This window comes from Streptomyces sp. AC555_RSS877 (assembly GCF_019049245.1).
Classification (GTDB): domain Bacteria; phylum Actinomycetota; class Actinomycetes; order Streptomycetales; family Streptomycetaceae; genus Streptomyces.
In genome coordinates this window covers 34,314-56,848 of sequence record NZ_JAGMUK010000218.1, presented here as the reverse complement: position 1 = coordinate 56,848, position 22,535 = coordinate 34,314, and the positions used below count along the sequence as shown (strand labels likewise).

Below are 22,535 nucleotides of genomic sequence, written 5' to 3'. Positions count from 1 at the left end.
CCGTCAGGCGCAGGCCGACAAAGTGACCGGATCGAGCGCCCGCACCGGTCGTACGCAGCCGACCGGTTCGCCGCCGCCGAGCAGCGGCTCGCCCGCGAACTCGCTGAGCAGCTCCGGGTCGACGCCCGCCCGCGCGAGGGCGGCCGCGGCCACCGGGATCCGTGCCCGGTTCGCCCCGTCCGCGATCTTCACGGCAACCGCTCTGCCATCAGCCAGCGCAGCGACGTGCACGCCCTCGAACCCGTCCTTGGCCAGCAGCCCCGGCACGGCCCGCATCTGCGCGGCGACGTCCCGGCCGGAGCCGGACGCCATCTCGGCGTGCTCGCGCATCGCGTCGGCCACCCGCGCCTCCGGCGTGCCGGGTGCGGCGGTGGTGATGCGGGCGGTGGCCCGGGCGAGGCCGTGCAGCGAGACGGAGAACAGGGGCGCTCCGCAGCCGTCGACGGTCACCTGGGCGATGCGCTGCCCGGTGAGGTCCTCGACGATCTCGGCGATGGCCTGCTGGAGCGGGTGCCCGGGGTCGGTGTAGTCGTCCAGGGTCCAGCCGTTGAGCCTGCAGAGGTACAGCATGGCCGCGTGCTTGCCGGAGCAGTTCTGGGCGATCCGGGAGGGCATCCTGCCGTCCCGGATCCAGTCGTCCCGGACGACCGGGTCGAAGGGCAGGTCGGTGACGTTGCGCAGGTGGTCCTCGGTGAGTCCGGCGAGCTCCAGGATCCGCCGGGTACCGGCGAGGTGGTGTTCCTCGCCGGAGTGGCTGGCCGCGGCGAGCGAGAGCAGTTCGCCGTCGAGCGGGAGTCCCGCCCGGACCATGGCGACGGCCTGGACCGGCTTGAGGGCCGAGCGGGGGTAGAAGGCGGCCTCGATGTCGCCCAGTTGGAAGTGGACCTGGCCGCCGGCGTCGAGGACGACGACGGAGCCGTAGTGGATGCCCTCCACGACCCCGCCGCGTATGAGGTGGGCGACGGGAGCGTGAAGGGGCTCACGGATCAGGGGTGCGTCCGCGACGGAACTGTTGTGCATCACTGCCTGGGTGGGGTCGGCCGGCGCGTGGATCACGCGTCGGCTCCGGTGGTGGACTTGCGCGCGGTGTTGCGGCGGATGGCGAACCATCCGACGACCAGCGCCCCGCCGATCAGCGGGAGGCACAGCACCGTGGTGCGGCCGGCGCCGCCGTCGGCGTACATGAGGACCAGGACGGAGGCGAGGAAGGCCAGCGTCACGAGCTCGGTCCAGGGGGATCCCGGCAACCGGTAGGAGGGGCGGGACAGTTCGCCCTTCTGCGTCTTCTGCCAGAACACCAGGTGGCAGACCATGATCATGCCCCAGGTGGAGAGGATGCCGATCGCGGCGAAGTTGAGCACGATCTCGAACGCGTCGGCGGGGACGACGAAGTTGAGGCCGACGCCGAGGACGCAGATGCCGCTGGTGAGCAGGATGCCGCCGTAGGGCACCTGGCTGCGGCTCATCACGCCCGTGAACTTCGGGGCGGAGCCGGACATCGCCATGGAGCGCAGGATGCGGCCCGTGGAGTACAGGCCGGAGTTGAGCGAGGACATGGCCGCGGTGAGGACGACGAGGTTCATCACGCCGCCGGCCGCCGGGACGCCGATGTTGGACAGCACCGTCACGAAGGGGCTCTCGCCGGACGTGTACTTGTTCCACGGGAGCAGCATGGACAGCAGGACCACCGAGCCGACGTAGAACAGACCGACACGCCACATGATCGAGTTGATCGCCTTCGGCATGATCTTCTCGGGGTTCTCGGTTTCACCCGCCGCGACCCCGACCAGCTCGACGGAGGCGTAGGCGAAGACGACGCCCTGGATGATCAGCAGCATGGGCAGCAGGCCGTGTGGAAAGACGCCGCCGTTGTCGGTGATCAGGGACGGGCCCGGATTGTGCCCGTCGACCGGGTGCTGGGTGACCAGCAGGAAGATGCCGATGAGCATGAAGGCGACGAGCGCGCCGACCTTGATGATCGCGAACCAGAACTCCAGTTCGCCGAACATCTTCACGGATATGAGGTTCACAGTGAGGACGACCGCGAGCGCGATGAGCGCGATCACCCACTGCGGGATGTCGGAGAACATGCCCCAGTAGTGGGTGTAGACGGCCACGGCGGTGATGTCGGCGATGCCGGTGGTGGCCCAGTTGAGGAAGTACATCCAGCCCGCGACGTAGGCGCCCTTCTCGCCGAGGAACTCGCGGGCGTACGACACGAAGGCACCCGACGAGGGCCGGTACAGGACGAGTTCGCCGAGCGCGCGGACGACCAGGAAGGCGAAGAGGCCGCAGACCGCGTAGGCGACGAAGAGGGAGGGCCCGGCCTCGGCGAGGCGGCCGCCGGCACCGAGGAAGAGGCCGGTGCCTATGGCGCCGCCGATGGCGATCATGTTGACATGGCGGGACTTCAGGGACTTGCTGTAGCCGGCGTCTCCGGCGTCGACGTGCGCGGTCTGTTCGCGGGTCGCCTCTTTGAGGTGTTGCTCGCTCACGCCTCGGGTCCGCCTTCCGTGGGGATGTCCGTGCGCGTGGGGCGCACGATGTCGGTGAGGGTGGTCTCGACGCGGTCGAGGTGGTGGGCCATCGCCTCCACCGCGTCGGTCTCGGAACCGTCCATCAGCGCCTCGACGATCGCCCGGTGCTCGCGGTTGGACTGCTCGCGCCGGCCGCCCAGTTCGTTGAGGAACGCCGACTGGCGGGCCAGTGCGTCGCGGATCTCCTCGATGACCCGGCGGAAGACCGGGTTCTGGGCGGCCTCGGCCACGCCGAGGTGGAACAGCGTGTCCATCGCGACCCACGCGGTGGTGTCGGTCTCCCGCTCCATCCGGTCCAGGAGGTGGACCAGGTGGTCGAGGTTCTCCGCGGTGCGGCGCCGGGCCGCGTACCCGGCGACCGGGATCTCGACGTGGCGGCGCACCTCCAGCAGGTCGCTGGCCGCGTAGTCGCCGAAGGTGGGGTCCTCGACGGCGCTCGCGACCACGAAGGTGCCCTTGCCGGTCTTGGAGACGGTCAGCCCCATGGTCTGCAGGGCCCTGAGGGCCTCGCGCAGCACGGGGCGGGAGACCTCGAGGGTGCGGCACAGCTCCGCCTCGGAGGGGAGCTTGTCGCCGATCGCGTACTCGCCGCGCTCGATGGCACTTCGCAGATGCCCGAGCACCGCTTCCATGGCACTGACGCGCCGCGGGCCCTGACTGGCTGTCTGGCTGTCTGACAGGTTCACGGGAGTGATACTCCGGGGGTCGTGAGGCCCCTGTCAAGGTGTCTGAAACGGTGAATTCACGGGGCGTGAAGCCTGAAAGTGTCTTCACACCCCGTGCGGGCGACCGCCTAGGCCACCGTCGGTCAGCCGCTCAGCCCGCCCGTGGCCAGCAGCCCGAACAGCAGCACTCCCACGATGAGCCGGTAGACCACGAAGGCGTTGAAGGAGTGCTTGGCGACGAACCGCAGCAGCCAGGCGATGGACGCGTAGGCCACACCGAAGGAGACGACGGTACCGACCGCGAGCGGCGCCGCGCCCACGCCGGCCCCGAGGGCGTCCTTGAGTTCGTACAGCCCGGCTCCGGTCAGGGCGGGGATGCCGAGGAAGAACGACAGCCGCGTCGCCGCCACCCGGTCCAGATCCAGGATCAGCGCCGTGGACATGGTGGCGCCGGAGCGCGAGAAGCCCGGGAAGAGCAGGGCGAGGATCTGTGAACTGCCCACCAGCATGGCGTCCTTGAACGAGGTGTCGTCCTCCCCGCGTTTGTGCCGGCCCATCTGGTCCGCCGCCCACATCACCCCGCTGCCGACGATCAGCGAGCCCGCCACCACCCACAGCGAGGCGAGCGGTCCTTCGATGAGCGGCTTGGCGGCCAGGCCGACGGCCACGATCGGGATGGTCGCGCAGATCACCCACCAGGCGAACTTGTGGTCGTGGTGGTGACGCTCCTCCTTGTTCACCAGCCCGCGGCCCCACGCCGAGACGATCCGCACGATGTCCTTGAAGAAGTACACCAGCACGGCGGCGATCGCCCCGACCTGGATCACGGCCGAGAACCCGACGACGGAGTCGTCGTCGACCGGGATGCCCATCAGCCCCTCGACGATCTTCAGATGGCCCGTGGAGGAGACGGGCAGGAACTCGGTCACCCCCTCGACGGCTCCGAGGACGACGGCCTGACCGACACTGATGACGCTCATGGGATCCAGTTCTGCTCAGGAGGCGGGTGTGGCTCTTCTCAGGGGGGCTCCGTCTTACTACACGCACACGAGAGCCGGGCCGGACGCGGACGCCGGACGAACCGCACCGGACCGGCAGCCGAGCGCCTACGCCCACACCGCCTGAGCCACCGCCACGCCCGCGAAGGCGGCCCCCAGACCTGCCGCCACACTCCCGATCACGTTGACGGCGGCGTAGAACTCCGCCCCCGTCTCGGCCAGCCGGAGCGTCTCGTAGGAGAACGTCGAGTACGTCGTCAGCGCCCCGCACAGGCCGGTCCCCAGAAGCAGTTGGAGGTGGGAACCGGCGGCTCCCGAGGCCGCCGCGCCGGCCAGCAGGCCGAGGATCAGACAGCCGGTGAGGTTCACCGCGAAGGTGCCCCAGGGGAAGACCGAGTCGTGCCGGGACTGCACCGCCCGGTCGGTGAGATAGCGCAGCGGGGCGCCGACCATGGCACCCGCGACGACCAGCAGCCAGTTCACAACCACCTCTTACCCTTCGCGCCCGGATCGCCCTTTTCATCCTTTTCGTCCTCCTGGCCGACGTACCTGATGACCTCGCAGTCGTCGAGGATCACCAGACCCTCGGTGACGAGTTCGTCGAGCTGCGGCAGGAACGCCCGTACCCGCTCCTCGTCGTCCACTATCACGACGGCCACCGGCAGGTCCTCGTTCAGGGACAGCAGCCGGGAGGTGTGGATCAGGGAGGAGGCGCCGAAGCCCTCGATGCCGCGGAAGACGCTGGCGCCCGCGAGGCCGGCCCCGTGGGCGCGGTGCACGATCTCGCTGTAGAGGGGCTTGTGGTGCCAGGTGTCGTGCTCGCCGACGAAGACGGTCACCCGCAGGGCGCTGCCGGTCAGCCTCGTCATGGCCGCCTCCACTTCAGCACACGGCGGGTGGCCGCGACCGTGAGCCACACCGCCGTGAGCGCCGCGACCAGGGTCGCGAAGAGATAGGCCAGCCCCGTGCGGGGATGGCCGGAGTCGATCAGCTTCTGGATGTCGACCGCGTACGTCGAGAAGGTGGTGAAGCCGCCGAGGACGCCGGTGCCGAAGAAGGGGCGGACGAGCCGGTGAGCGGCCCACACGTCGGTGATGACCACCATGAACACGCCGATGACGGCACAGCCGGCGACGTTGGTCCAGAAGGTCGCCCAGGGGAATCCGCCCGGCTGGGCGGGCCACCACACAGCGGCCGCGTACCGGGCGGTGGCGCCGAGGGCACCGCCGAGCGCGACCACCGCGACGACCGGTGCCTGGCCACGCCAGACGGGCTGTCGCGGGGCGGGGACACGAAGGCTGTCGGTCTCCTGGGCTGTCATGGTCGTACGACTCCTACTCGCCGGGGCCCTGGCGTGCGGGCACGCTCCATCGCAAGTAGGGACCGTTGGCGGCATCCGGGCCGCGGTTCGGGTACGGCGGGCCCCACCGCCGCGCCGCGTGGTGATCGCGGCTGGTCAACAGGTTAACCCCGGTCCGGGTCGGGGTCACTTCGGGTGCGGCGCCTCGCAGACCGCGATGCCGGGTTCCCACAGGCTGCCCAGGATCAGGTGGCCGTCGGTCTCGCAGACGCTGGTGACCATGCGGAAGCCGGAGCGGCGGCGGCTGAGGTGGTGGACGATCTCGCCGTGGTCGTCGACCGCGAGGATGCCGATCGTGCCGGAGGGGCGGAACGGGGCGCGCACGGCGATGCGGGCGGCGGTGCGGCGGACGTCGGGGGTGCCGCGGTGCAGCAGGTCGAGGGGCGGCACGCGAGGGCCGGCCAGCGGGACCCAGATCGGGCCGTCCGGTGCACCGCGCCAGAGGTTGTCGGGCATGCCCGGCAGGTTCTCGACGAAGGGTTCGGCGCGGCCCGCCTTCGGTCCGGTGAGCCAGTACCGGGTCAGCCGGTAGGCGCCCGTCTCCGCGACGACCAGGAAGGTCTCGTCGGTGCTCGGTGCGAGGCCGTTGGCGAACTGCAGGCCCTCCAGCAGGACTTCGGGCTCGTCGGTGCCCGGGACCAGGCGCAGGAGCCGGCCTGTGCCGGTGCGCTCGACCAGGTCGCCGATCCACTCCTCGAGCGGGTAGCGGCGGCTGGAGACGGTGAAGTACACGGTTCCGTCGGAGAGGGCGACCACGTTGCTGCAGAAGCGCAGCCGCTCCCCCGCCATCGAGGCGGCGAGGACCCGTACCGTGCCGTCGGTGAGGTCCACGCCCAGCAGTCCGCGTTCGGCGTCGCACACCAACAGGGCGTCGTCGGGCAGGAGGTGGAGGCCGAGCGGCCTGCCTCCGGTCCTGGTGAGCACCTCGACGCGGGTCGTGGCGGGGTCGGTCAGGCCGCTCAGGCGCAGGATCCGGCCGTCCTGGACGCCGGTCAGCACGCGGCCGCGGTCGTCGGCCACCACGTCCTCGGGGCCGCGGCCGCCGATCGCCACGTAGTGGCGGGGAAGCAGAGCCGTGGGACGGTTCATGCGCGCCTGCCCTTCGCTGCCGGGGGCACGTCCTCCTCGCAGGCGGGTACCCCCGCGGGCCGGTCGCCTACCAGCCCTTTTCGAACATGCGCGCCACCTCGGCGATCCGCATCTCGTCGCGCCGGTAGTGGGTGCGGCGCCGGATCCGCCTGGTGCGCAGCAGGCCGATGTCCGCGAGCAGGTCGAGATGGGTCTCGGCGACGGCCCGGCGGACCCCGAGTTTCCCGGCGACGGCGTCGGCGGTCACCCCGTCCGTCACGGGATCGCCGTACGGCTGCGGCGGGAAGTGCGCGGCCGGGTCCTTCAGCCATTCCAGGATGACAAGACGCCTCGCGCCGGTGGGAGTCCTCAGCATCGCGTTTCCCTCCGTCCGGGCTCCTCGTACAGCGTCTTCCCACTGTGGCGCAGCCGATGCCACCGCGCACGGGACTCCGCGACGTTGTCCGGTACCGAACTCCCCTGCGAGAAAAGGTCGTTCGGCACAGGGCTGTGCCTGGCGGGGTGCGAGGCCCCTCCCCTCCGCCCGTGCGCTCGCACGGGCGGAGGGGAGTCGGTTCAGCCGTCGAGCCGGACGACGCGGACGGCCCCCGCCGGGACGCCGAGGCGGCCCGCGGCCCGTTCACCGGTCAGCAGCTCCGTGCCGTCGACGTCCAGCGGCACCTTGACGTCCGTGGCGGTGTGGTTGATCGCGAACAGATAGGTGCCCGACTCGCCGGTCCGGCGTACCACCTCGACGTCGCGGGGCAGGTCGGCACGGGTGCCGATGTCGGCGTCCTCGACGGCCCAGCCCAGCAGGGCGTCCAGGCCCTCGGCGGCCAGGCGCGTGGAGACGTACCAGGCGGTGCCCTCGCCGAGGCGGTGCCGGGTGACGGCCGGGTGGCCGGCGGCCAGGCCGTCGGTGTACGTCCACACGGTCTCGGCGCCGCGCGGCACCACGAACTCGGTCCACACGTCCGCGGTGAGCTCGGAGCCGTCGGGGCCGGTGATGCGCACCAACTGGTCCTTCAGCAGCGGCGAGAACTCCTCGACGGTCAGGCCGAGTACGTCCCGCAGCGCCCCCGGGTAGGCGCCCTCGTGCACGGCGTCGTGCTCGTCGACGATGCCGGAGAAGTAGGAGACCACGAGGGTGCCGCCGTTCTCGACGTACTCCTTGACGTTGCGGCCTGCCGCCTCCGTCATCAGGTACAGCGCGGGGACGACGACAAGGGGATAGGCCGACAAGTCGGCTTCCGGGTGCGCGAAGTCGACGGTGAGGTGGCGGTCGTAGAGGGCCTCGTAGAAGGCGTCGGCGCGCTCGCGCGGGTCGTGGTCCTCGCTGGGGCGCCACTGGAGGTTCTGCGCCCACCAGGAGTGCCAGTCCCACAGGACCGCCACGTCGGCGACGGCGCGGGTGCCCCGGACGGTGCTCAACGAGTCGAGGGACGCGCCCAGTTCGACCACTTCGCGCCACACACGGGTCTCCGTGCCGCCGTGCGGGACCATCGCCGAGTGGAACTTCTCGGCGCCGCGCCGCGACTGGCGCCACTGGAAGAACATGGCGCCCTCGGAGCCGCGCGCCACGTGCGCGAGGGAGTTGCGGGCCATCTGGCCGGGGGCCTTCGCGGGATTGCGGGGCTGCCAGTTGATGCCCGAGGTGGAGTGCTCGAGCAGCAGCCACGGGGCGCCGCCCGCGACCGAGCGGGTCAGGTCGGCGGCCATCGCGAGGTTGACGTGCGTGCGGCGGCCGTCGGTGATCAGGTAGTGGTCGTTGGTGACCAGGTCGACCTCGCGGCCCCAGGCCCAGTAGTCGACGGAGTCGCACTGGCTGAACGCGGTCATGAAGTTGGTGGTGACCGGGATGCCGGGCGAGAGGCGGTGCAGGATGTCCCGCTCCGTGCGGAAGTTCTCGCGCATGGTGGCGTCCGCGAACCGCTTGTAGTCCAGCGCCTGGCCCGGATTGCCGACCGTGGGCGCCGTGCGCGGCGGGTTGATCTGGTCGAGGCCGGCGTAGCGCTGTCCCCAGAAGGCGGTGCCCCAGGCCTCGTTGACGGCGTCGACGGTCCCGTACGTCGTGGCCAGCCAGCGGCGGAAGTGGGCGGCGCAGGAGTCGCAGTAGCAGGCGGAGACCGGGACGCCGTACTCGTTGTGCACGTGCCACATGGCCAGGGCCGGGTGCCCGGCGTAACGCTCGGCCAGCCGGGTGGTGATGTTCGCGGCGGCCGCGCGGTAGTCGGCGTTGCTGTGGCAGATCGCGCCCCGTGAGCCGAACGCGAGGCGTACGCCGTCAGCCGTCAGGGGCAGCGCGTCGGGGTGGGCGCCGTAGAACCAGGCCGGGGGCACCACGGTGGGCGTGCCGAGGTCGACGCGTATGCCGTTGTCGTGCAGCAGGTCCAGGAGCCGGTCCAGCCAGCCGAAGTCGTATGTTCCGGGTGCGGGCTCCAGCAGCGCCCAGGAGAAGATCCCGACGCTCACCATGGTGACGCCGGCCTCCCGCATCAGCCGTACGTCCTCCTCCCACACGCTCTCGGGCCACTGCTCCGGGTTGTAGTCCCCGCCGAAGGCGAGCCTGGTGAGGCCCCTGGGGGTGGTCTCCGGCATGGGTCTCTCCCGTTTCTGGTGGTTGGGAACGTGCACACACAGCGCCAGTAGCTTGCGGGCCAAGATAACCGTACAAGGGTGAGGCTTGCCAAGGGTTTGGAAGCGAAGCATGCTGTGCACGATCACAGTCAGCTCGGCGCCACGGGAGAAGCCAAGGGAATTGTCGGCTTTCACTTTCGCTCAGCGTGCGGAGACGAGGCAGGCGGCGGCCCCACCCGGCACCCCAACGGCGGGCTCATGGGCAGCAACCCCGCTACTCGGCCGAGGGACACTGCGAAGTCCTCCACGCGTACACGCTCGCCGCCTACGACGACATGAACCGGCACCTGCGCTTCGGCGCGTTCCCGGCCGACGTCACCAGGGAAGACGTACGGCGGCAGGTGTCGGTCCTCAGCGACCTCATCGACGCCCAGGAGCCCACCACCAGCGAGAAGACCCTGTACCGGGGATGCGCAACCACGTCATGGACCTGAGCGAGGGCGACGTCTTCCACGACCACGGATTCACGACCAGGGAGTCGTCTCCTCCAGCACCAGCGAAAGGACGCCACCCGGGCCGCGGCAAGAAAGACGGCACGTTCTTCCGCATCAAGGAGCCACCGGGCGCCCAGACGCTCGACGTCACATCCGTCGGCGAGTCCGACGACGAGGCGGAGAACATCCTCCCGCCCGGCACTCAGTACCGGGTGACCGGCGTCGGCCGCCTCGACGACCCGGCGAGACGGGCTGCCCTCTACGACCTGGAGGTCATCAAGGTCGAGGGTCGTGGGAGGCCCCAGGTCTCACCCGGTGGTCAGGTCGCGGTGGGGATATAGGGCGCTGCTGCGACCTGAGCCAGCGTCCGAAGTTTCGTGAAGTAGGAGGCGCAGTACTCCTCGTTGATCAGGGGCACGATCTTGTCGAGGTCGGTGATGCAGCCCCAGAGGTAAGCGATGCCACTGTCCGCGAGTCCGCCGTTCAGCTCTCTCTGCACGAGGCCGGCGACGTCGGCGTCCAGGAGGACCAGATCTACGCCGTCGAAGTCCACGCCGCGGAAGCCGTGGGGGAACAGTGCGCGCAGGTGGTCCTCCCACAGCCGGGCGAGTCCGTCTTCGGGCTGTGCTCCGCCCACGTCGGGCGCTGCCGTCCCTGCCGCGGACGGTGGGCGAAGGAGCAGGGAGACGGCATCGAGGACTGCACGCACCATTGTGACGGCCCGGATCGGGCGGAGGGCGGCACTTGACTCGGCGCCCTGCGTGAGTTTGTCACGGAGCAGTCGGCTGCGGTCGAGTTCGGCGGCGAGTCCGGCCGTGATGAGCCCTGCGTCGGCGGCCCGCTCGATCAGCTCGTGGAGGGGTTCGTTCGTGGCCAGACGCTCGGCAAGGACGTGCTCCAGGGCGAACAGGGAATGCGTGACGGCGACGGTGGCGAACTCGTACCGGTAGGAGGAGTGCCGGATGAGCTCGCGGGAGGTTTCCATCGCGCTCATGACGTGTATCGACGCATCGCCGGGCAGAACCAGGTCGGCAACCAGAGCGTGCATGTCCGCATAGTCGAGAACGAGGTCGCGGGCGCGCGGGTCTCGTACCGGCAGGAGGAGCGGGTCGGTCGGCGGTGGCAGGGTGTTCACCGGGCAGTTTGTCGTCGGAAGGCTGTCGGTGCCATCGGATTTGCTCGGGCGGTCGGTGACCCGCTGCCGCATGTCGCCACTGCCCGGTCCGACCTTAAAAAACAAGCTGAGAGTGTGTGCGGGTCAACAGGCGTAGTCGCAGGCGGCGGGGCCCCCAGAGGCGGGCCATGCCCCTCAGGGCGAACATGGGCATCCAGTGGTCCTCCCCCGCGGTCATCCCGCCGACAGGGCGGCCGTCATCGGACCGCCGGGGCCTTAGAGTCGTGACCATGAACAATGCGGGGGCCCGGCGGAGAGCGCCGACGATCCACGACGTGGCACGGGAGGCTGGGGTCTCACGCGGCACCGTCTCACGCGTGCTCAACGGCGGGCACTACGTCAGCCCCGCCGCCCAGGAGGCGGTCAACGCCGCAATCCGCAAGACCGGGTACGTCGTCAACCGGCACGCGCGTTCGCTGATCACCGGGCGTTCCGACTCGGTGGGGTTCCTGCTGAGCGAGCCGCAGGAGCGGTTCTTCGAGGACCCCAACTTCAACGTCCTGTTGCGCGGCTGCACCCAGGCGCTGGCCGCCCATGACATCCCGCTGCTGCTGATGCTGGCCGGCACCGAGGACGAGCGGCGGCGCATCACGCGCTACATCACCGCCGGGCACGTCGACGGGGTACTGCTGGTCTCCAGCCACTCCGGGGACCCGATCGCCGAGGAGCTGCGTGCGGCGGGCGTCCCGCTGGTGGCCTGCGGCAAGCCGATCGGGCTCGGTTCCCGGGTGAGCTACGTGGCGGCCGACGACCGGGACGGTGCCCGGGACATGGTGCGCCACCTGCTGTCCCTGGGCCGTCGCCGCATCGGCGTGGTCACCGGCCCGCTGGACACGCCGGGCGGTGTCGAGCGCCTCGCCGGATACCGGGAAGTGCTCACCGAGGCAGGCGTCGCCATCGACGAACGGCTCGTCGTCTCCGGCGACTACAGCCGGGCCAGCGGCGAGGCCGGCGGCGAGCGGCTGCTCGCGCAGGCCCCGGACGTGGACGCCGTCTTCGTCGCCTCCGACCTGATGGCGCAGGGCGTCCTGACGGCGCTGGAGCGGGCGGGGCGGCGGGTGCCGGACGACGTGGCGGTGGGCGGCTTCGACGACTCGCCGGCCGCCCTGGCCTCCCGGCCCGAACTGACGACGATCCGGCAGCCCTGGGACCGCATCAGCGCCGAGATGGTCCGGGTGCTGCTGGCGCAGATCGGCGGCGAGGACGCGGCGGCGGTGATTCTGCCGACGGAACTCGTGAAGCGGGAGTCGGCCTGAGGCATCGGGTTGGAGTCGTGAACCAGCCGAGGCATCCGGCCGGACTCGTGAACCAGCCGAGGCATCCGGCCGACTCGTGAACCAGCCGAGGCATCCGGCCGGACTCGTGAACCAGCCGAGGCATCCGGCCGGACTCGTGAACCAGCCGAGGCATCCGGCCGGACTCGTGAACCAACTCGAGGGTCTCGGGGGCGGACTCGCGAACCGACCCGGGGCAGCAGAGCGGACTCGTGGCCGAGGCCAGGAAACGTTGACACCGGCACGAACAGCCGGACTCCCTCCACGCCCTGCCGCTGCTCGGCGATCCCGCCCTCGGTCCGCTCCCGGCTCACCGCCCGGCGGCACACACCGCCTTGGCGAGACTGCACAGCAGCGGCAGGGCGTCCGGGCCGGTGAGAACCGTCGTCCCAGCTCGACGCGCAGGTCGCCGAAACCACCGCGGAGAGCACGTCAGCAGTGGGCGCGTGCGGCGCGGGGAGCCACCGTGACCGGGCCGGCGTCGCGGAGCACTTCGGGCCGGTCCCTCACGTGCTGCGGTACGGGGAGTCGGTGGGGCTGATCACCCGGGCACGGGACCGGCAGGGCTTCGCCCCTACGGCGCGCCGATGATCGCGTGTGCGTGCGGTGGCCGTCGTGCCGCGCAGCGAGGAGCGGGCGTGTCGCTGGACGCGATCCGCACCACGACTGCGAGTGGCACCGACGGCGCCGGGTGACGTGCTGCTGCGGCGGGAGGCCGACGCCCTGCGCGCCCGTATCGCCGCGGTGCGGCCTCGCTCGACCGGGCCGGAGTGCGCGCACGTCTGTGATCACGGGGATCTGCCCGCGTGTCTCCGCTCCCGGCGGGCGGTGGCCCGACAGGCTCGCGGCAAACGGTCAGGATCGGAGAAGCCGCTCCCCCGCCGCCCGGCCTAGCGTGGGACCACCGACGAAATCCGTCGGTCCGCGCAGCACCGAGGAGCCCGCCATGACCGCCGGTCTCAACACGATCGTCTACCCCGTCAAGGACATCGCCCGGGCGAAGGCCCTGTTCAGCGCCCTGCTGGAGGTCGAGCCGTACGCGGACGAGCCCTACTACGTCGGCTTCAAGGACGCCGGCCAGGACGTCGGCCTGGACCCGAACGGACACGCCAAGGGCATGACCGGCCCCGTCCCCTACTGGCACGTCGCCGACATCCGGGGCCGGCTCGCCGCGCTGCTCGACGCGGGCGCCGAACTGCTCCAGGACGTTCAGGAGGTCGGCGGCGGCAGGATGATCGCCTCGGTGAAGGACGCGGACGGGAACCTCGTCGGGCTCGTCCAGGACGCCTGAGCCGCCTGCCCCTTCCGGATCCGGAACGGCCCGAGCACGCCCGAGCCGTTCTCTTCGTCCGATGTCGATGCACACGCATTAACATTGGTGTATGGCAGTGAACGCGGCCGGTCCCCGGCTCGAAGATCAGTGGCGGGACATCCTGTCGGTGCACGCGCGCACGATGTGCGAGATCGACCGCGTGCTGCACCCGCACGGGCTGGGCGCGAGCGACTTCGAGGTCCTCGACGTGCTCGCCTCCGAGGCGCCCGAGGAAGGCGACCAGTGCCGGGTGCAGAACCTCGCCGGGCGGGTGCATCTCAGCCAGAGCGCGCTGTCCCGCCTCATCGGACGCCTGGCGAAGGACGGACTGGTGGAGCGCTCGGTCTGCATGGAGGACCGGCGGGGCGTGTGGGTCGCCCTGACCCGCAAGGGCCGCGACCTGCACGCCGAGGTGCTGCCGCTGCAGCGCGAGGTGCTGGCCCGGACGCTGGCCTGACGCCGGCCCCATGTCCGGTGTCCGGACCGACCGGTCCGGACCGCTCCGGTCCGCATCTCCGCGTCAGCGCAGCAGGTCCCGTACCGCGGGGAAGGCGGCCTCGACCGTGGCCGGATCCGCCCCGGGGCGGGCCAGCGCGCTCATCGGTATCGGGGTGACCGCGGGGAGACCCCCGTACGGAGTCAGGCCGTCCGGGGCGGGGCCCACGGCGGCGAGCAGGGCCACGCCCTGGCCGGTGGGGGCGATGTCGAGGACGCCCGCGAGGTAGCCGGCGTCGCCGACGACCGTGGCGGGCACGCCCTGTGCGGCGAGGGTGGAGATGGCCCGGCGGCGGATCGCGCAGGGGTCCTCGACGGCGACCAGCGGGACGGCGGCCGGTGCGGGCGGCGGCTCCCAGCCGGGGACGGCGTGCCAGGTGAGCGGGAGGCCGCCGACGGGGGTGCCCTCGGTGGCGGCGGCCTCCGTGACGTACACCGCCACATCGACGCTGCCCCGCTCCACGGCCTCGACGAGGCGGGCGGAACGGTCGATGCGGAAGCGGACGCGGCAGCCGGGCCGTACCTCCTGGACCGCGGCGGTGAGCCGGGGCAGGAACTGGTCGGCGGCGTGCTCGGTGGTGCCCACGGTGACGGTGTCGCCGTCGGATTTCAGCGGGGTGCGTACGGCCTCGTCGTGCACGGCGAGGATGCGGCGGGCCTGTTCCAGCAGCCGGCGGCCCTCGGGGGTGAACCGCGTGCCGCGTCCCTCGCGTTCCACGACGGGCAGGCCGAGGGTCTTCTCCCGTTTCCGGACGTGCCGGCTGACCGCCGACCGGCTCAGGGACAGGGTCCGGGCGGCGCGGTGGAAGCCGCTCGGCCGATCCCCCTGCCGCTGAGCGGTGGCCGGGCCCGATCCGCTCGCCCCTACGGCCTCGCCAGCAGGGTGCGGACGCCCTCCGACGTGAGGGTCAGCGGGTGCGCGGAGTTCGCGTCGATGGTCAGGGACAGGTCGTCGGCCGGCCACTGTGCGGCGAGTGCGCCCAGCGGGACCAGACGGTAGCGGGAGACGTACGGCAGGAGCTCGGCCATCTCCGGTTCGGAGGTGAAGACGGGCACCACGGGGGCACCGTCCGGCTGCTCGAGGACCGGCAGCGCCACCACGCTGGAATCAGCGGCATCCTCCTGACCGGCGTCGTCGGGCACCGGCACCAGCACCTCGCTGCTCGCGAGGGTGGCCAGTGCCGCCGTGTCCTCGGTGTTCTCGGCCAGCGCGTCCAGCGCCCGCCGGGCCGGTGTGACGGTGTTGTCGTACGCAGGTGTTTCCATGACTGATGATTCCCCTGATAGCGGCGGTCGTGCGGCCCGCGCGGGGCAAGATCGCCCCGAGTGCGGTCCTGCTCGCGTACCCGACCGCGGCCGGAGCATTCATCCGGATCTCGACGGATGACGGGACGGCTCGCGAGTCAGGGGGCCCAGAACGGCAGGGGCGGGCAGGCGTTCGCGCACGTGATACCTGCCCGGCATCAGGAGACCCCGGAGGCCGCCGTCCCCACCTTGCTCGGGGTGCGGCGGGCGGTGCTCCCGGTCAGCGCGGCCACCAGGTGTGCGGCGTGCGGATGCGGGTTGGTGCGCGGACGCACGTACGAGAGGACGGCGGGTGGGGCGCCGGTGACCGGGAGGTACCGGACGTCGGGGTCCGGGTTTCCGGCCGCGACCGAGGCGGGCAACGCGCCGACGCCACGGCGGGCGGCCACGGCGTGCAGGTACTCGTCGAGGTTGGCGGCCTCCGCGCCGATCTCGGGCCGGGTCCCGGTCGGCCAGTCGTCCGGGGTGAGGGTGCCGCTGACCGTGTTCAGCACCAGACAACGGCGGCCCAGGTCACGCCAGCTGACCGAGTCGCGCACGGCGAGCGTGGAGCGGCGGGAGATCGCCGCCACCCGCTCCTCGCGCAGCACCTCCACGGCCGTGTACCGCGGGTCCTCGACACGACCCCACACCAGCGCCGCGTCCACGGAGCCGTCGGCGAGCCCCGCCGTCCGGTCGTCCCGGCGCACCAGCTCCACCAGTACCTGGTGCTCCTGCTCCATCAACTCGACGGCCCGGCGCCCCCGGCGCATCGGGAATCCCCAGCTGTAGCCGAGCCGCAGCGGGCGGTCGGTGGCCGGCGGTCTGAGCGCCGCCTCAAGCCGGGGCAGCAACACCTTGAGCTCGGCCTGGAGCCGCAGGCCCTCCGCGGTGAGCTGCGGGTGACGGGTGCTGCGGTCCAGCAAGGACCGGCCCAGCGCCTCTTCGAGGCGCCGGATCTGGCGGCTGAGCGTGGGCTGGGAGACACCGAGCCGGTCGGCGGCCCAAGTGAAGTGCTGTTCCTCGGCCAGCGTGAGAAAGCACCGCAGGTGGTGTATGCCGATGTCCATATTGATCAGGTTAGTTCACCCCCGCGCCTTACTGGCACACGGCTCCGGAACGGCGCTCGTGACACCCGTCTCGTCGGCGTCGGGGGCGCCGCGTCGGCTGAAGCGCCGTACCACCGTGAGATGGAGCAGCAGGCCCAGGGCGGCCAGGGCCGCCGTGCAGTACGGCAGGAAGGCGGGCCGCAGTCCAGCGGCCAGGACCATGCCACCGAGGGCGGAACCGATGGCGCTGCCGAGGTAGACGGCGGAGCTGTTCAGCGACACCGCCACCGCGGAGTGACGGGGCTGGGCGGCGATCAGCTGATGCTGCTGCGGCACCTGGAGGGCCCAGCCGGCGGCCCCCCACACCACCAGCGGCACCACCAGCGCCCAGGAGGCGTGCGCAGCGGCCGGCAGTGCCAGGTGCGCCAGGGTGAGCAGCAGCAGCACGGAGCCGACCACGGCGAACGGCTTTCCCGTACGGTCCACCAGCCGGCCGACGAGGAGACTGCCCAGGACGCCGCCCGCCCCCCACGCCCACAGCGCCCACACGTTCTGGTGCAGGTGCGCGGCGTCGGCGAGGACCGGGGCGAGGTAGGTGTACAGGCCGAGGCTGGCGATCCCGCCGAGCAGGGACACGCACGCGATGCCCGCGACCCGGCCCTCGGCGAGGATGCGGACGCGTTCGCGCAGCGGCGGCGGAGGGGCGGCCTCGTTCCGCGGCAGGAGGACGGCGATGCCGACGAGGGCGAGGGCGCCGAGGCCGGTGATCAGCCACAGGGTGCCGCGCCAGCCGACCTGCTCGGCGAGCAGGACACCGATGGGCACGCCGACGACCGTGCCGATACTCATGCCGCCCATGACCAGCGCAAGGCTGCGCCCGCGCCGCTCCGGCCCGGCGAGCCCGGCGGCGGTGGCGGCGGCCATCGGTGAGTACACGCCGGCGCCGATCCCCGCCAGCGCCCGGGAGATCAGCAGCACGGGCAGCGCGGGGGCCACGGCGGTGAGCGCGTTGCCGAGGGTGAACACGGCCAGCGCCACACCGAGCACGACCCGGGCCGGACGGCCGGCCAGGGCGGTCGCGAAGAAGGGTGCGGCCAGGGCGTAGCAGAGGGTGAAGACGGTCACCATCTGCCCGGCGGAGGACTCGGTGACGTGCAGGTCCCCCGCGACGTCCGGCAGCAGGCCGGCCATGACGTACGCGTCGAGGCCGAGGGCGAAGGCGCCGAGGGCGAGCAGGAGCACGAAGCGTCCGCTGTGCGGGCGGGCCGCCGGGGTGCCGGGAGCCTGTGTCCCAGGGGTCTGTGGGGTCTGTGCTGTGGTCATCCCAGTCGCTCCCAGTCCGCCTCGGCGATCACCGCGCGCCCGCCCGGGAAGTAGCGGGCGGGGCCGGTGACGCGGGCCGTCGCTTCGATTCGGTTGAGCAGTCGCTGCAGGTCCAGGGACTCGTCGAGCCCGGCGAACGGCACAGCGGGATCCTGGCGCCGATGGGCGTACCGCAGGGCGTCCGCGGTGAGGCGGCGGAGCTTGACGACACCGCGCAGGCCGGCCGGTGCCTCCCGGCCCCGGGTGTCGACCTCGCACAGGGTGACGTCGGCGCCGTTCTCCCGCTTCCACACGCGCAGGTGGTCGGCGTCCCAGACCGGGGTGTCGTACTCCGTGCTGGCGTACACGAGGCCGCCGTCGGGTGCGCGGAAGGCGCAGTCGACCGTGCGCTGTCGCACGATGTTGGTGAAGCTGCTGTACGTGCTGACCACGGCGTCTCCAAGGCGGGCGGTGAGGGCGACGCTGTCGAGGACGTCCGGTCCCGAGACCGAGAAGTCGGAGCAGACGCCCACGGCGCCCTGGACCAACAACTCCGCACTCTCCGGGCCGAGTTGACGCAGCAGGTCCAGGGAGTGGATGACCTCGCTGGTCACACCGACCGTGGGCCGGTGGTCGTTGATGCGGTCCTTGCCCCAGGTGGCGTGGGCGCGCACGAGGCTGAGGTCGTGATCGCGTACGTACTCCTGGAGAGCCGTCGTGGTCTCCGAGTAGCGCTCCACCAGGTCCAGTGCGAAGCCGGACGCCCCGCGCAGCGCGTCCGCCACGGCGTCGAGGTCGTCGCGGCCGGAGGTGAGGGGCTTCTCGGCGAGTACGAAGCCCTGGTAGCCGTAGAGGCCGGTGAGGATTTCGGCGTGCGCAGAGTCCGTGACGGCGACGACGACCAGGTCGGGGGCGAACTCGTCCAGGGCCGTGCGCAGGGACGCGAAGTACGGGATGTCCTCGCGGGTGCGGTGGCGTGCGTGGTACGCGATCTCCAGCCGGGCGCCGAGTTCGGGGGCGCCGGACAGGCTGCGCAGGCAGGTCAGGAAGCGTGACCCGGCGTATCCCATGCCGGCCACGAGGACGCGCAGCGTGTCGGGCGGGTCGGTGGGTCGCTGATTCATGCGGGGCTCTTCTGTCGGGCGGGAGGGGCGGGCGTGTGCAGCGGCTTGAACAGCAGGTCCTCGCCCGTCGGCCTGAATCCGCAGCGGTGGTAGAACTCGGCGGCCGTGTGCGTGGTCTGCAGGACGATCTCGTCCGCGCCCTGGCGGTGCAGCCACTCGGTCAGATCGGCGAGTACGGCGGCCCCCAGTCCCCGGCCGCGGTCACGGGGGTCGGTCACCACGGACTGGATCCATCCGGCCCGGCCGCTCGGGCAGGCGGGCGAGGGTGCGCGCTCGTCGACGACGGCGGTGGCACAGGCGCTCAGCCGGTCCAGGCCGGTTACGACGGCCACCCGCACGTGCGTTGCTCCTTCGAGCCGGGCGGCCAGCCACTCGCGGTACAGGGACCGCCAGGCTGCGCTCTGCTCCGGGGAGTCGACGGCGTACGGCGCGGCGGATTCCGGGTCCTCCAGCAGCAGGGCGCGCAGCCGTACCAGTTCGTCGATGTCCTTCGGTACGGCGGCTCGGACGGGCGGCGCGGGAGCTTCGGCGGCGCTCACGCGGCCCGCCCCACGCTCGCCGCCTCCGCTGCCCGACGGTCCGTCAGCTCGTGGAAGCCGGTGAAGACCTCGGTGAGCGAGCGGACGAGATGGGTGATGTCCTCGTCGGTGTGGTTCGGGGTGACGTTGATGCGGAAGCGCTCGGTTCCCACCGGAACGGTCGGGGAGTTGATGGGCTGGAGGTAGACGCCGTACTCCTCCAGCAGCCGCAGCGCGGACCGCTTGCACAGGTCGGCGTCGCCGACGAGCACGGGCAGGACGTGGGTGCTGCTGCACGGCATGATCTCGATGTCGGCGGCTCGCAGTGCCGTGCGCAGCCGTGCCGTCTTGCGGTGCAGGGCCTCGCGCTCGGTCTCGGAGGTCTTGAGGTGTTCCACGCTGGTGTGGCAGGCGGCGACGACGGCGGGCGGCAGCGAGGTGGTGAAGATGAAGCCGGAGGCGAAGCTGCGCACGGCGTCGATCAGCGTGGCCGAGCCGGTGATGTAGCCGCCGATCACGCCGATGGCCTTCGCCATGGTCCCCTGGATGATGTCGACGCGGTCGGCGACGCCCAGGTCGGCCGCGATGCCGGCGCCGCGCGGGCCGTACATGCCGATCGCGTGCACCTCGTCGAGGTAGGTCAACGCCCCGTGCCGCTCGGCGACTTCGACGATCTGGCGGATCGGGGCGATGTCGCCGTCCATGGAGTACACGGACTCGAAGGCGACGATCTTCGGCCGGCCGGCGGGCTGTTCGGCGAGGATCCGGTCCAGGTGCTCGACGTCGTTGTGGCGGAAGATCGCGCGGTCCGCGCGGGTGCTGCGGATGCCGTTGATGATCGAGGCGTGGTTCAGTTCGTCGGAGACGATGACCGGGTCCGGCAGGACGCGCAGCAGGCACTGGAGCGTGGCGTCGTTCGAGCCGTAGCCGGTGGGGAAGACCAACGCGGCTTCCTTGCCGTGCCAGTCGGCGAGCGAGGACTCCAGCGCCGCGTAATGGGCGTGCGTGCCGCCGATGTTGCGGGAGCCGCCCGAGCCGGCACCGTACTCGTCGACCGCGCGGTGCATCGCCGCGAGCACGTCCGGGTGCTGCGACATACCGAGGTAGTCGTTGCTGCACCAGACGGTCACCGGCCTCGGACGACCGTCGGCGCCGCGGTGCACGGCCTCCGGATAGGCTCCCGCCCGCCGGTTGATGTCGACGAACTCCCGGTACTGGCCGCGCTCGCGGAGGTCTTCCAGCTTGCCGGCCAGGTATTCCTCGTACATGGGGTACATGTGGTGGTGTACTGCTCTCTGTCCTCGTCCGCCCCCGAGGGCGACGACAGGCTCTCTGTCCCGAGCAGTAGACCAATATGAATGTCACCTACACCAATGTCGGTGACGTATGTGAGATGCGCGGGCCGCATGACGCCTGATCGCGCGCCCGGGACCGATGCGGACGCGGCAGTCGTCATGGACGCGCTTCGCACACGTCCATGACGACTGCCGGTACAACAGGAAGACCGGCCAGGTCTCGGGTCAAGACGTGGCGCAGGCCGTCCCGTTGAGCGTGAACGCGGTCGGCGCGGTGTTGGTGGTGCCCTTGGTTGCGATGAAGCCGAGGGTGACCGAGCCCGCGGCCGGGATGGTGGAGGTGTAGGACGCGGGGGCGACGCTCACCGTGCCGCCGCTCTGGGTGGGCGTCCCGCCCCACATGTTGTTGACGGTCTGGCCGTTGGCGAAGCTGAAGCCGAGCGTCCAGCCGCTGATGGCGGCGGTACCGGTGTTGCGGATGACGATCTCGCCCTGGAAGCCGCCGGACCACTCGTTGGTGGCGCGGTAGGCGACGGAGCAGTTCCCGCTCGGGGCGCTGCCCGTGCTGACGGTCACCGTGGCCGAGCGGGCCGAGCGGTTCCCGGCCGCGTCCCGGGCGTAGACGGCAAAGGTGTACGACGTGGCGGCGGTCAGGCCGGTCACCGTCACCGAGTTGGTGGCGGAGGCGGCGACCTTGGTCTCGGTGCCGCCGCTGACGCGGACCACGTCATAGCCGGCGACGCCGACGTTGTCGGTGGCCGCGCTCCAGGTGAGGGCGGCGGAGGTGGCCGTCACGGAGGATGCGGTCGGGGCGCCGGGAGCGGTCGGGGCCTGGGTGTCCCCCGGGTTGCCGCCGCCGAACACGGTGGCTTCCTCGGAGGTCTGGGCGATGCCGTTGGCGCCGTTGAAGATGCGCTGACCCCAGGAGCTGAGCCGGTCGGGGTCGAAGCCGATCGACAGGTCGAGGATCGGGTCGGTGTTCCCGCTCCAGGACCAGGCCAGATAGCCGAGGTCGAGCGCCTCGGCGGTGGCCATCATGGTGTCCTCGTCGGGGTCGCCCCACTGGTCGGCCGGCCCACCGAACTCCCCGATCAGGATGGGCAGTTGGGCGTCGACGAAGGCGTTCAGGTAGTCGGTGATCTCCTGGGCGGTGTCGTAGACGCTGTACATGTGGATCGAGAAGATCAGGTTGCCGGTGACGTCGGCGTCGTAGACGGACTGGGCGTTGGCGCGCATGACACCCTGCCAGTCCTGGCCCCAGTTGGGCGCGTCCACCATGATCGTGTGCTCGAAGCCGGCGGTGCGCAGCTTCTTCACGGCCGCGATCGTGGGGTCGGTCCAGCCGGCAGGGTTGGTGTTGCCCCAGGGCTCGTTGCCGATGTTGATGATGACGTAGTTCTCTTCGCCGGCGAGTACGTCCTTGAGACCGATCCAGTAGTCGGCGGCGTGGTCGAGCGTTCCGGCCGCGGCCTCCTCTCCGTAGCCGGTGGTGTCGTGCACCTCGAGTACGCAGATCAGCCGGTTGGCCTTGCACTGGTCGACGACGTTCGCCACGTCGGCGGGGCTGTTCTCGGTCCAGCGGTGGCCGTCGGAGAGCACGACGCGGACGCTGTTGGCGCCCAGCGCCTTGATGTCGGCCAGCGACTGCGTCTCGCCCGGGTACCAGGTGTGGGCGTGGTTGACGCCGCGCATGACGAAGTCGTTGCCGTTGCCCTCCAGCAGACGGCCGTCACTGATGTGCAGGCCGGCGGCCTGCGCTTGGTCCTGAACTTGGGCTTGGGCTTTGACTTGGGCTTGGGCTGCGACAGGGGAGAGGACGCCGAGCACCACGAGGCCGAGCAGGGTGGCGAGGCCGGTCAGCAGACGGCCCAACGGGTCCTTTCGTGTCGTGCTTCTTCTCGTTCTCATTGCGACTCCAGGGGTGAGCGCCGAGAAACTCAGGCATCAGCAGTGTCATGGGAGCGCTCCCATGAAGCCACTATGCCAAGTACACGTCAAGACATCGCGCA

General features: G+C 71.2%; 24 protein-coding genes. 5 read left to right on the top strand and 19 right to left on the bottom strand.

Annotated features, from left to right (window positions below; translation table 11 throughout):
* Positions 1-3: 3 nt before the first annotated feature.
* The 10 genes from KUM49_RS44045 to KUM49_RS44000 all read right to left on the bottom strand — a co-directional run bounded on the left by KUM49_RS44045 (position 4) and on the right by KUM49_RS44000 (position 9,226).
* On the bottom strand, positions 4-1,020 hold the full coding sequence (locus tag KUM49_RS44045) for an asparaginase (RefSeq protein ID WP_217242781.1): 1,017 nt from the start codon (positions 1,018-1,020) through the stop codon (positions 4-6).
* 32 nt (positions 1,021-1,052) lie between these two features.
* Positions 1,053-2,495, bottom strand: coding sequence for an amino acid permease (locus KUM49_RS44040; RefSeq protein WP_217242585.1), 1,443 nt, complete (start codon positions 2,493-2,495; stop codon positions 1,053-1,055).
* The gene (locus KUM49_RS44035; RefSeq protein WP_217242780.1) at positions 2,492-3,169 is read right to left on the bottom strand and encodes a FadR/GntR family transcriptional regulator; all 678 of its coding nucleotides are present in this window, start codon (positions 3,167-3,169) and stop codon (positions 2,492-2,494) included. The genes KUM49_RS44040 and KUM49_RS44035 overlap by 4 nt, the downstream gene beginning before the upstream one ends.
* A 176-nt stretch (positions 3,170-3,345) precedes the next feature.
* The gene (locus KUM49_RS44030) at positions 3,346-4,182 is read right to left on the bottom strand and encodes an undecaprenyl-diphosphate phosphatase (RefSeq protein ID WP_217242584.1); all 837 of its coding nucleotides are present in this window, start codon (positions 4,180-4,182) and stop codon (positions 3,346-3,348) included.
* Between the two features lie 126 nt (positions 4,183-4,308).
* Positions 4,309-4,683 (bottom strand): fluoride efflux transporter CrcB, encoded by a 375-nt coding sequence (gene crcB / locus KUM49_RS44025; protein ID WP_217242779.1) that lies wholly within the window; start codon positions 4,681-4,683, stop codon positions 4,309-4,311.
* Positions 4,680-5,069, bottom strand: coding sequence for a DUF190 domain-containing protein (locus tag KUM49_RS44020; RefSeq protein ID WP_217242583.1), 390 nt, complete (start codon positions 5,067-5,069; stop codon positions 4,680-4,682). Before KUM49_RS44020 ends, crcB (KUM49_RS44025) begins: the two co-directional genes overlap by 4 nt.
* The gene (gene crcB / locus KUM49_RS44015) at positions 5,066-5,521 is read right to left on the bottom strand and encodes a fluoride efflux transporter CrcB (RefSeq protein ID WP_217242582.1); all 456 of its coding nucleotides are present in this window, start codon (positions 5,519-5,521) and stop codon (positions 5,066-5,068) included. The genes KUM49_RS44020 and crcB (KUM49_RS44015) overlap by 4 nt, the downstream gene beginning before the upstream one ends.
* 165 nt (positions 5,522-5,686) lie before the next feature.
* Positions 5,687-6,649 (bottom strand): SMP-30/gluconolactonase/LRE family protein, encoded by a 963-nt coding sequence (locus KUM49_RS44010; RefSeq protein WP_217242581.1) that lies wholly within the window; start codon positions 6,647-6,649, stop codon positions 5,687-5,689.
* Between the two features lie 67 nt (positions 6,650-6,716).
* Positions 6,717-7,004, bottom strand: coding sequence for a helix-turn-helix domain-containing protein (locus KUM49_RS44005; RefSeq protein ID WP_217242580.1), 288 nt, complete (start codon positions 7,002-7,004; stop codon positions 6,717-6,719).
* A gap of 200 nt (positions 7,005-7,204) precedes the next feature.
* Positions 7,205-9,226: a beta-galactosidase gene (locus KUM49_RS44000; protein WP_217242579.1), complete on the bottom strand. Its 2,022-nt coding sequence runs from the start codon at positions 9,224-9,226 to the stop codon at positions 7,205-7,207.
* Positions 9,227-9,411: 185 nt separating this feature from the next.
* Here KUM49_RS44000 and KUM49_RS43995 point away from each other — a divergent pair, with 185 nt between their 5' ends.
* Together KUM49_RS43995 and KUM49_RS43990 are read left to right on the top strand one after the other, a co-directional pair.
* Positions 9,412-9,699, top strand: coding sequence for a hypothetical protein (locus KUM49_RS43995; protein ID WP_217242578.1), 288 nt, complete (start codon positions 9,412-9,414; stop codon positions 9,697-9,699).
* Entirely contained in the window at positions 9,675-10,040 is a 366-nt protein-coding gene (locus KUM49_RS43990; protein WP_217242577.1) for a hypothetical protein, read from the top strand. Before KUM49_RS43995 ends, KUM49_RS43990 begins: the two co-directional genes overlap by 25 nt.
* On the opposite strand, the gene KUM49_RS43985 is transcribed toward KUM49_RS43990, so the two are convergent.
* Positions 10,019-10,834 (bottom strand): hypothetical protein, encoded by an 816-nt coding sequence (locus KUM49_RS43985; RefSeq protein WP_254402710.1) that lies wholly within the window; start codon positions 10,832-10,834, stop codon positions 10,019-10,021. The genes KUM49_RS43990 and KUM49_RS43985 overlap by 22 nt on opposite strands.
* A gap of 263 nt (positions 10,835-11,097) precedes the next feature.
* Between KUM49_RS43985 and KUM49_RS43980 the strand changes: the two genes are divergently transcribed.
* From KUM49_RS43980 to KUM49_RS43970, 3 genes are all read left to right on the top strand, one after another.
* Positions 11,098-12,129 (top strand): LacI family DNA-binding transcriptional regulator, encoded by a 1,032-nt coding sequence (locus KUM49_RS43980; RefSeq protein ID WP_217242576.1) that lies wholly within the window; start codon positions 11,098-11,100, stop codon positions 12,127-12,129.
* Positions 12,130-13,093: 964 nt separating this feature from the next.
* Positions 13,094-13,438, top strand: a complete 345-nt coding sequence (locus KUM49_RS43975) for a VOC family protein (protein ID WP_217242575.1) — start codon at positions 13,094-13,096, stop codon at positions 13,436-13,438.
* Between the two features lie 91 nt (positions 13,439-13,529).
* Entirely contained in the window at positions 13,530-13,916 is a 387-nt protein-coding gene (locus tag KUM49_RS43970) for a MarR family winged helix-turn-helix transcriptional regulator (RefSeq protein WP_217242574.1), read from the top strand.
* Between the two features lie 63 nt (positions 13,917-13,979).
* On the opposite strand, the gene KUM49_RS50545 is transcribed toward KUM49_RS43970, so the two are convergent.
* The 8 genes from KUM49_RS50545 to KUM49_RS43930 all read right to left on the bottom strand — a co-directional run bounded on the left by KUM49_RS50545 (position 13,980) and on the right by KUM49_RS43930 (position 22,434).
* Entirely contained in the window at positions 13,980-14,918 is a 939-nt protein-coding gene (locus KUM49_RS50545; protein ID WP_308407007.1) for a LysR family transcriptional regulator, read from the bottom strand.
* Complete coding sequence (locus tag KUM49_RS43960) at positions 14,819-15,220, bottom strand: SseB family protein (RefSeq protein WP_217242573.1); 402 nt, start codon at positions 15,218-15,220, stop codon at positions 14,819-14,821. The genes KUM49_RS50545 and KUM49_RS43960 overlap by 100 nt, the downstream gene beginning before the upstream one ends.
* Positions 15,221-15,417: 197 nt before the next feature.
* On the bottom strand, positions 15,418-16,308 hold the full coding sequence (locus KUM49_RS43955; protein WP_217242572.1) for a LysR family transcriptional regulator: 891 nt from the start codon (positions 16,306-16,308) through the stop codon (positions 15,418-15,420).
* 15 nt (positions 16,309-16,323) lie between these two features.
* Complete coding sequence (locus KUM49_RS43950; RefSeq protein WP_217242571.1) at positions 16,324-17,610, bottom strand: MFS transporter; 1,287 nt, start codon at positions 17,608-17,610, stop codon at positions 16,324-16,326.
* Positions 17,607-18,713: a Gfo/Idh/MocA family oxidoreductase gene (locus KUM49_RS43945; RefSeq protein ID WP_217242570.1), complete on the bottom strand. Its 1,107-nt coding sequence runs from the start codon at positions 18,711-18,713 to the stop codon at positions 17,607-17,609. The genes KUM49_RS43950 and KUM49_RS43945 overlap by 4 nt, the downstream gene beginning before the upstream one ends.
* Positions 18,710-19,252 (bottom strand): GNAT family N-acetyltransferase, encoded by a 543-nt coding sequence (locus KUM49_RS50540; RefSeq protein ID WP_217242569.1) that lies wholly within the window; start codon positions 19,250-19,252, stop codon positions 18,710-18,712. The genes KUM49_RS43945 and KUM49_RS50540 overlap by 4 nt, the downstream gene beginning before the upstream one ends.
* Positions 19,249-20,499, bottom strand: coding sequence for a 5-aminolevulinate synthase (gene hemA / locus KUM49_RS43935; RefSeq protein ID WP_217242568.1), 1,251 nt, complete (start codon positions 20,497-20,499; stop codon positions 19,249-19,251). Before hemA ends, KUM49_RS50540 begins: the two co-directional genes overlap by 4 nt.
* 252 nt (positions 20,500-20,751) lie before the next feature.
* Positions 20,752-22,434 (bottom strand): cellulase family glycosylhydrolase, encoded by a 1,683-nt coding sequence (locus KUM49_RS43930; protein ID WP_217242567.1) that lies wholly within the window; start codon positions 22,432-22,434, stop codon positions 20,752-20,754.
* Between the last annotated feature and the right edge of the window lie 101 nt (positions 22,435-22,535).

What these genes read in the sequence shown, in the direction of transcription:
- KUM49_RS44045 (WP_217242781.1), bottom strand. Translation starts at nt 1,020, where the DNA reads ATGCACAACAGTTCCGTCGCGGACGCACCCCTGATCCGTGAGCCCCTT.
- KUM49_RS44035 (WP_217242780.1), bottom strand. Translation starts at nt 3,169, where the DNA reads ATGGAAGCGGTGCTCGGGCATCTGCGAAGTGCCATCGAGCGCGGCGAG.
- KUM49_RS44030 (WP_217242584.1), bottom strand. Translation starts at nt 4,182, where the DNA reads ATGAGCGTCATCAGTGTCGGTCAGGCCGTCGTCCTCGGAGCCGTCGAG.
- KUM49_RS44020 (WP_217242583.1), bottom strand. Translation starts at nt 5,069, where the DNA reads ATGACGAGGCTGACCGGCAGCGCCCTGCGGGTGACCGTCTTCGTCGGC.
- crcB (WP_217242582.1), bottom strand. Translation starts at nt 5,521, where the DNA reads ATGACAGCCCAGGAGACCGACAGCCTTCGTGTCCCCGCCCCGCGACAG.
- KUM49_RS44010 (WP_217242581.1), bottom strand. Translation starts at nt 6,649, where the DNA reads ATGAACCGTCCCACGGCTCTGCTTCCCCGCCACTACGTGGCGATCGGC.
- KUM49_RS44005 (WP_217242580.1), bottom strand. Translation starts at nt 7,004, where the DNA reads ATGCTGAGGACTCCCACCGGCGCGAGGCGTCTTGTCATCCTGGAATGG.
- KUM49_RS44000 (WP_217242579.1), bottom strand. Translation starts at nt 9,226, where the DNA reads ATGCCGGAGACCACCCCCAGGGGCCTCACCAGGCTCGCCTTCGGCGGG.
- KUM49_RS43990 (WP_217242577.1), top strand. Translation starts at nt 9,675, where the DNA reads ATGCGCAACCACGTCATGGACCTGAGCGAGGGCGACGTCTTCCACGAC.
- KUM49_RS43975 (WP_217242575.1), top strand. Translation starts at nt 13,094, where the DNA reads ATGACCGCCGGTCTCAACACGATCGTCTACCCCGTCAAGGACATCGCC.
- KUM49_RS43970 (WP_217242574.1), top strand. Translation starts at nt 13,530, where the DNA reads ATGGCAGTGAACGCGGCCGGTCCCCGGCTCGAAGATCAGTGGCGGGAC.
- KUM49_RS43960 (WP_217242573.1), bottom strand. Translation starts at nt 15,220, where the DNA reads ATGGAAACACCTGCGTACGACAACACCGTCACACCGGCCCGGCGGGCG.
- KUM49_RS43955 (WP_217242572.1), bottom strand. Translation starts at nt 16,308, where the DNA reads ATGGACATCGGCATACACCACCTGCGGTGCTTTCTCACGCTGGCCGAG.
- KUM49_RS43950 (WP_217242571.1), bottom strand. Translation starts at nt 17,610, where the DNA reads ATGACCACAGCACAGACCCCACAGACCCCTGGGACACAGGCTCCCGGC.
- KUM49_RS43945 (WP_217242570.1), bottom strand. Translation starts at nt 18,713, where the DNA reads ATGAATCAGCGACCCACCGACCCGCCCGACACGCTGCGCGTCCTCGTG.
- hemA (WP_217242568.1), bottom strand. Translation starts at nt 20,499, where the DNA reads ATGTACGAGGAATACCTGGCCGGCAAGCTGGAAGACCTCCGCGAGCGC.
- KUM49_RS43930 (WP_217242567.1), bottom strand. Translation starts at nt 22,434, where the DNA reads ATGAGAACGAGAAGAAGCACGACACGAAAGGACCCGTTGGGCCGTCTG.